This is a genomic window from Trichocoleus sp. ST-U1, assembly GCF_039961835.1.
GTDB lineage: Bacteria > Cyanobacteriota > Cyanobacteriia > Cyanobacteriales > FACHB-T130 > FACHB-T130.
Genome location: NZ_JAMPJZ010000073.1, coordinates 20,835 through 28,679 on the forward strand (window position 1 = coordinate 20,835; position 7,845 = coordinate 28,679).

The window sequence follows — 7,845 nt, forward strand, 5'->3', positions numbered from 1 at the left end:
CACTGCCCACCTTAGAGTGGGTTAAAGTATCGATTTTTACAGGGAAATTTTGGATTCTTGGAAGTAGCGGGCGATCGCATTTTCCAGCGACGGCAACAGTACCCCTCGTTCGCTGCCCAGAACGCTGTAGATTGGGCGTGGTGCCAATAGCCTCAGCGCTTGCATGGGACAAGCTTCAATTCGGGTAGCATCGAAACCAGCTTTCTTTGCAGCAAACCGTGCCAAATCTGCCCAAGAACTCTCACCAGGGTTCGCAATGTGCCACAAACCGTTCTCGCTATCAATTAAGAGGTCAAGGCTGGCATTGACCAGATCCGGAACGTAGGTCGGTGAAACGACCGAATCTTCTGCCGCAATAAAGGGTTTTCCTGCCGCTAGGGTGCGGAGCGCCATTGTAATAAAGTTGTACTCGTCCCACGGCCCGAAGAAGGCGCTGGTGCGGACGACGAGCGACGAGGGATGAAACTTTAGAACTTGCGACTCAGCTTCTACTTTGCTGCGTCCATACACATTGAGCGGTGCAACAGCATCGCTCTCCACATAAGGAGCAACACCAGTTCCATCAAATACCAGATCCGATGAGAAGGTGAGCAACGCCACTTTCTGCATCGCGCAAGCAGCCGCAAGAGTTGCTGGGCCAACTGCGTTTTCGCGCAGACAAGCATCCGGTTCGCGCTCCGCATCATCTACGCGAACGTATCCAGCCGCATTTACAACCGCCCAAGGCTTGAGTTCAGCCAGTACCCGCTTAACCGAGGCAGGATCGGCAATATCCAGTTCCTGACGGTTAAGGAGGTGATAGGGGATACCCCGGATGTCGCAAATTCGAGCAAAAGCTTTCCCCAGCGTGCCTCTCGCTCCAATAATGGCGAGCGGACGCGGTGAGGAAGAACGGACAGGTGTTGAGGTGCTTAGGTACTGAGGACTGAGGTGCGTTTCTGGGTTTTTGTGCCTCTGCGCCTCTGCGCCGTTGCTCTCCGCAACGGGTGGATAGAGCAGTCGCTGGTTTCTATGCCACCATCCTGGCACATCCAAAAGGGGATGGTGAGGCATCTCGCCGCGTGCCAACTCGCGCAGCATATGGGCGATCGCAGTTGGGCGGGGTTCGGGCGATCGCAAGTCGAACACCCCAGGCTCGTAATGACCGTTATCTTTTGTTACCAAGCTAGTCCAGTCATAAGAACCGAGGAGCGACCAAGCGGTGATAGCCCGCAGATCGATGCCTTCGGAACGCAGACGGGTTGCTGCTTCCCACACCTCTTTAACCCAGCGCAGTTGTTCCTCGCGGGTGCAACCGTGATGGACTTCAGTGACCGCAATTGGCAAGCCGTAGCGTTCCCATGTCTCTTTGATTAGCGTGTAGGGTCCAGCGATTCCTTCAGCACGCACCCGCACTGCCTCGACATCTGCGTACTGCTGCCGCCCATTTCCCCCATGCGTCCACTGGGGATAGCGTTCTAGGCGCTCATCCAGAAAGCGATCGCTCGTTAAGTAATGGTTAATCCCAATAATGTCTGGCGGACAGGGATTTTCTAAAAACCACTCCAGTTCAGCTTCAGGAATTCCAACTTTACATAGATATTGCCACATCGGGCGATCGGGATTGAGGCGACCAGACAGCAGATCGAAACTCAGCCAGCGACGCTCATTTTCAAACTCTGCTTGGTACGCCATCTGTGGCGTGCTGAACACCTTGCACAAGTCCTCGGTTTGCACCAGCTTTGCGTCTGGGTTAACTTGGCGAATGGCCTGCATTGACAGGATTGTGCCGCGGAGTTGCGTCAGCAATGCCTGCAAGAAAGTTAAACTATCCCGACCGTGAGGATACCAGTGACCGTATAATCCGCTAAAACGCGCTGTCGTGAGCGGCTCGTTAACAGGGGTGTAATTTTCCACCCACGGATAGCGTTGGGCAACGGCTTCGGCGAACTGGGCAAGCCCAGGGGCAAAGGTGGGATTCACCAGGCTTGTATGACGAGGGCCACTGCCGTGGTGAACTAAACCGACAATGGGACGGATACCGAGTTCGCGCAAACGTCCCAGTCGTTCATCCGCCCAAGACCAATCGGCGCTATCTGGCCCATCAGGGGCAGTTAATTCCCAGAGGATCGGGTAGCGAATGGCACTTACGCCGAGTTCGGCAAACAAATTGAGGTCACTTAAGCGCGTTTTGTGACCGTTTCGTTCCAACTGGTTGAAATAGCGATCGCCTACGCGGTTAACGGTACACTCTACTCCAGCCCACATCTCCAATTTAGAGTTTTGAGTTTTGGGCTTTGAGTTTTGAGTTCGTTCAGAATTGCTAATGATTAGTTCTTTACTTAAGGCTGCTCTTATCATTCCTCACCCCCGAATAACTTGTGCATGAAGTGTCAGTAGCCCATGACTCATGGCTATTGTTTCCGATGTTTTATTCATCGTTCATGGCAGTAAAAATGATTCAAGCAAGCATTAGTCATTAGCAAATCCTAATGACTAATGACTGTTGACTACTGACTAATGACTAACGGCTTTTCCGTGACCGTTTCCGTTTGTAGTTGCAACTTCTGTCTGCGGGCGTTGTTCAACGATTTCACTGAGAGAAACATTCTGGGTGTAGTTGCTTCTCGCTTCCACAGGTTCTAAAGTGATTGGTTCTTGTTTCGTGCCAATCTGTTTGTGAACCGTGAGCGCCTGAGCCACGCATTGATCCATGTTGTAATACTTGTAGGTCGCCAACCGTCCGACAAAATGTACCCCCGGCGTTGCATCAGCCAATGCCTTGTATTTCTTGTAGAGTTCGGCATTTTCTGGGCGTGGTACTGGGTAGTAAGGATCTCCCTCTGCCTGGGGATACTCGTAAACGATGCTAGTTTTACTGTGTTCTTGTCCGGTCAGATACTTGAACTCAGTGATGCGTGTGTATAAATGCTCATTGGGGTAGTTTACGACTGGCGCTGATTGATGCACAGGCTTGTTGTGCGTTTCATGCTTGAATTCAAGGGAACGGTAGGGAAGCTTTCCATAGCGGTAATCGAAGTAAGCATCAACAGGCCCGCTGTAAATCATTTCCCGGTACGGAATGACTTTCTGAATTTCCCGATAATCGGTGTTCAGCATGATTTTGATGTTCGGATGAGACAACATCTTCTCGAACATCCGGGTATAGCCGTGCAATGGCATCGCTTGATAGCTATCGGTGAAATATCGATCGTCTCGATTGGTGCGGGTAGGCACCCGTGAGGTGACTGACTTATCGAGATCCGAGGGATCGATTCCCCATTGTTTGCGCGTGTAGTTCCGGAAGAATTTTTCGTACAATTCCCGCCCTACTTTGCTGACAACTACATCTTCGCTGGTACGGATCTGTTCTTTTTTCTCAGCAACCGAGGCGAAAAATTCTTCGAGTTGAAAGGAGGTGAGACTGAGTCCGTAAAGTTTATTAACGGTGTCGAGGTTGATGGGCATGGGTACCAGTTGACCGTCTACACTCGCCAAAACGCGGTGTTCGTAAGAGCGCCATTCGGTGAATTTGGAAAGGTACTCAAAGACTTCGCGGGAGTTGGTATGAAAGATGTGAGGGCCGTATTTGTGTACGAGAACGCCCGCATCATCGTAATGATCGTAAGCATTGCCGCCAATGTGCGATCGCTTGTCAACCACTAGAACCTTCTTGCCCGACTGAGTCGCCAGCCGCTCTGCAAGGACACTTCCAGCGAACCCTGCACCCACAATAAGATAATCGAACATTCTAAAAGCCTCGCTTATTTAATAGAAATATGGCGGTGAAACCCTTACGGGAGTAAGGGAAAAATGAAACGGCTACCCTTGGGTAGAAAGTAAAAATTGAAAAACTGAAAAGTCAGAAAATCAACCAAAAACCAGTCCTGATTCGCTTTGAGCGGACTAGATCAGGATGTTTGTTGAGGTTTGTTAACCGAGGTAACTCCTGCACGCTCGTCCATTTGAGACGCTGAAGTTTTGGCAACGCGATCGCGCAATTCTTGAGATACACTCGTGTCGTTCATTACACCCTCAATCAGTTGCATCATCCGCGCCCAAGTGGAATCCCACGAATTCTGCGCTAAGAAAGCATCCACCTGACTCAGCCATGCCGACCGATCGTAATTTTGCTCGATTGCTGCTTCGGCTGCGGCGACGAAATCTGCGACGGTATCTGCAATCTGCACTAAACCCATCTCTCCGTAAGGACGAACGACATCCCGGATCGAGGTAGATACAACTGGCTTCCCAGCGGCGAGGTATTCTGGAGTTTTGGTAGGGCTAATAAAGCGGGTTGACTCGTTACGAGCAAAAGGCAACAACGCTACATCCCACCCAGCAAGATATGCAGGCAATTCTTGATAAGACTTCCCACCCAGATAGTGAAGATTGGGATGTTGGGGCAGCTCTTTGGGGTCTATTTTGACGACTGGGCCAATGATAACCAGATGCCAGTCAGGTCGCGCTTGGGCCATTCCACTCAGCAGTTCCAGATCCATGCGCTCATCAATTACCCCATAGAATCCCAGACGCGGGTGGGGAATATTTTTTTGATCTGCTGGTTCCTCTGTCAGAGTTTTTGCTTGTGCAAAGTGCGCTCTCTCGATGCTACTGGGGAAGGCGTGGGCATTCGGGTGCTGGTTGCGCTTGGCTTCGTAAAGGCTCTGTCCGCCTGTAAATACCAAATCTGCACGTTTAAAGAGTTCGGCTTCGCGCTCAATCATCACGGGTGGCGCTCCCTTAAATGCAGATAGCTCATCCATACAGTCGTAGACAACGACTAAAGGATCTAAGTGGTCTGCGATCGCGATTGCCATCGGTGTGTAATACCACAGAATATACTCGCGGATCTGCGCTTGTGCTAACAAATCATCGAGCATCCCCTTTTGAGCAGCAATGATTTCTTCCTCACTCATTCCTTCGCTCAAGTAAGGCACCACCACCGAGACACCACTCTCGCGGAGGCTAACATCCAGCCGCCAAGATGGATCGGAACTGAAAATCGGTTCTTCAATGAAGAATACTCTTCGCTGCTTTGCACAGCGGCTCAAGAGATGTTGCGGTCGTTGGTAGACAAAATCCCAACGCAAATGCGACAAACAAATGAGCGCCGGTGTATTTGACAAGGAATCAGAACCATCCGACTGTAATGTTGGAAATGCACTCGCTGAGGGAGACTCAAGTGCATCTTTTATGGAGAACTGTATCTCCCATGCCCCACCATTACTCACACTATTCTTTATCAAATTTTTGGGCTGGGACATAAATAGCCTCAGATATTTCGTAGATTGGATTTAAGCTTTCAGAATCGCCTACCTACACACAAAGAAGAACAAAGTGGAAAGCCTTGAAGTGAAAAGAACACTTAAAATTAATTCCTAGCTATAACTACAAAAAGCAGCTAGAAATGATGTTTTCCTGCCTTGTTTACCCTTTTTGCGACTCTAAAGCAGTTTTATTGACTTCGCACTTCTGCTTAATTTATCGGGTTTTATTACCATCCGCTTCTGCCTGGAGAAGGAATTTGCTGCCACTGCTAAAAAAATAATAGCTATTGTTGAGTTCTAGCTTCTACCAGAGGAATGACGCGACTTCTTCCTAAAGAATAAATTTAATGTTAAATTAGTTTGTGCTAAATAATACAAAATACCTAAGTATAGTGACTTCTAATGGGAGTAAACAAGAGATGCGGGTGGGTTGCAGGACTTAGAAGACAATGCTTCCAAGTAGCAGCATTATTGCATCCCTATTCGATGGCTGTAGTAGCTTCAGTAACGAGCGCACGTAATCTCACGTAATTTGTTTTACGCCGGTTTATCATTTTAGGTGCTTGCGTTTTAGGTTATTCAATAAGAGTTATATTCGCCGAAGCTGTGCGCTTAGCGATCGCTCTAAATGGATTGAATAAAGGTGAATTAAATGCTTGTATCCTAAAAAAATACAGCACTAAATTTATATAATTTATGCTTTATGTATCACCTTTAGTAGCAAATACAAAAGGTGTGCAAAAGTTTTTCGTAAGTATTTTAATAGCTAAAGCTACTAAAGAAAATATCTTATTTAGGCTTTAAATAAAAACCTTAATAATATATTAATAATTTTTATTGAGCGTGGAGTATACTTCGAGGAATTGCCTCGAAAGGCCTTCTGCAAAGTTACTGAACAGTAGATAGTAACTTCTCTAGGAGAATTTGGCGAACCTCCCAAAGGGAGTGATGAATCTTGACTCTGTTTTACAAACTGAGCGTTGAGCGATCGCTTGCTCAGAGAAACTGTAAAGCAGATGGATGAAAGGGGAAAATAGCCAAGGAAAGTTAATAACGAAAGGAAAATATTTTCCCCTCGATGACACAGTCTCAACTAATCACTAAGCTTATCTGCTGTGCTATCGGGAGAAGCATAGCATAGCATAGCTCCCCATAGAACTGTTTGTATTCTTAAGCACACACTGGCTTAAAGTAAAGTCAATCCTTCAGGGAGAGGTGGGTCTGTTCCTCTGGTAGAAGTAAAGAGAACTGATGGCAGTTATTCTTCCTAAGAGCGATCGCATCTGAGGAGAATAGCAAAACGCTCTGGTAATTCCAGACCCGTATTCTAAACCACGATCGTCCTAGATCGGGACTTCATGAGCGGGAAGTATATCCAGTCTTCGTAATTTAGCTGCCCATGAAGTTAACAAGACTGTTTTTGAATAATAACAAATCGCAGAGTTCTAGAGAATAAGAAAAACCACTACGATGAAACCTTCTAATTTGTCCAAAGTTCTTTTTGCAAGTACCTTTGCCCTCACTGTAGCGGCTCTACCCTTAACTCTGCCTTCTGTTGCCCAAACAGGCGGTGGTGCTGGTGGTTCAGCTTCCGGTACTGGTACGGGTGCAGGTGGCGCAACTTCTGGTACGACGGGTGCAGGCGGTGCAACTGCCGGTACCACAGGCGCAGGCGGTGCAACTTCTGGTACCACTGGCATCGGTGGCGGAACTGCTGGTACTACAGGTGCAGGCGGTGGCGGAACTGTCGGGACAACGGGCGCGGGTGGCGCAACTTCCGGTACCACTGGCATCGGTGGCGGAACTGTTGGTACTACTGGCATCGGTGGCGCAACTGCCGGGACAACGGGCGCGGGTGGCGCAACTGCCGGGACAACGGGCGCGGGTGGCGCAACTGCCGGGACAACGGGCATCGGTGGCGGAACTGCTGGTACCACTGGCATCGGTGGCGGAACTGCCGGGACAACGGGCGCGGGTGGAGCAACTTCCGGTACCACTGGCATCGGTGGCGGAACTGCCGGAACCACAGGCGCAGGTGGCGCAACTTCTGGTACCACGGGTGCAGGTGCTACTTCCGGGACAACGGGTGCAGGTGGCACTACTTCAGGGACTTCTACTGCTCCTTACGGCACCGTCACAACGCCTGGGGGTGCAACAGGGACTACCACTGCTCCTGACGCCACGACTACGACGCCTGGAGGCACTACTTCAGATACAACTACGGTTCCCGGTAGCACAACTCCCAACGGCGCTACTACAGACACCACTTCTTACCAAGGAGTTCAGTCTGCAAGAGGCGATCGCAACTCCAGTTGGGGCTGGTTAGGCTTGCTGGGTCTAATCGGTCTAGCTAATCTGTTCCGCAAGCAGAACCATGAAACTGCACGTCAGCGTTAAACCAGCGTTAAACCAAGGCGTGCAAGTCTTTAAAAACCAAAGCTAACAACAAAGCCCTGGCTGTAAACCAGGGCTTTACTCATATATAAGTGCTTATGTAAAATAAATTACACATAATAAAAAGTAGAATAAGCTAAAACAAAAGTCAAGAAAACAAGAGACTTATGAGATTTATTAGAGATTTAAGCCGAGAAACTCA

The 7,845-nt window shown here is 49.0% G+C and carries 3 protein-coding genes and 1 pseudogene; 1 reads left to right on the forward strand and 3 read right to left on the reverse strand.

From position 1 onward, the window contains the following. Positions 1-36 precede the first annotated feature (36 nt). From NDA06_RS20905 to NDA06_RS20915, 3 genes and pseudogenes are all read right to left on the reverse strand, one after another. Positions 37-2,247, reverse strand: coding sequence for a family 1 glycosylhydrolase (locus tag NDA06_RS20905; RefSeq protein ID WP_347277024.1), 2,211 nt, complete (start codon positions 2,245-2,247; stop codon positions 37-39). 249 nt (positions 2,248-2,496) lie between these two features. After that, positions 2,497-3,729, reverse strand: a complete 1,233-nt coding sequence (glf, locus tag NDA06_RS20910; RefSeq protein ID WP_190410070.1) for a UDP-galactopyranose mutase — start codon at positions 3,727-3,729, stop codon at positions 2,497-2,499. Between the two features lie 284 nt (positions 3,730-4,013). Further along, a pseudogene (locus tag NDA06_RS20915) lies at positions 4,014-5,246 on the reverse strand (glycosyltransferase family 1 protein); the annotation flags it as partial. 1,473 nt (positions 5,247-6,719) lie between these two features. Here NDA06_RS20915 and NDA06_RS20920 point away from each other — a divergent pair. Beyond that, the gene (locus NDA06_RS20920) at positions 6,720-7,646 is read left to right on the forward strand and encodes a WGxxGxxG-CTERM domain-containing protein (protein WP_348251838.1); all 927 of its coding nucleotides are present in this window, start codon (positions 6,720-6,722) and stop codon (positions 7,644-7,646) included. Positions 7,647-7,845: the final 199 nt, after the last annotated feature.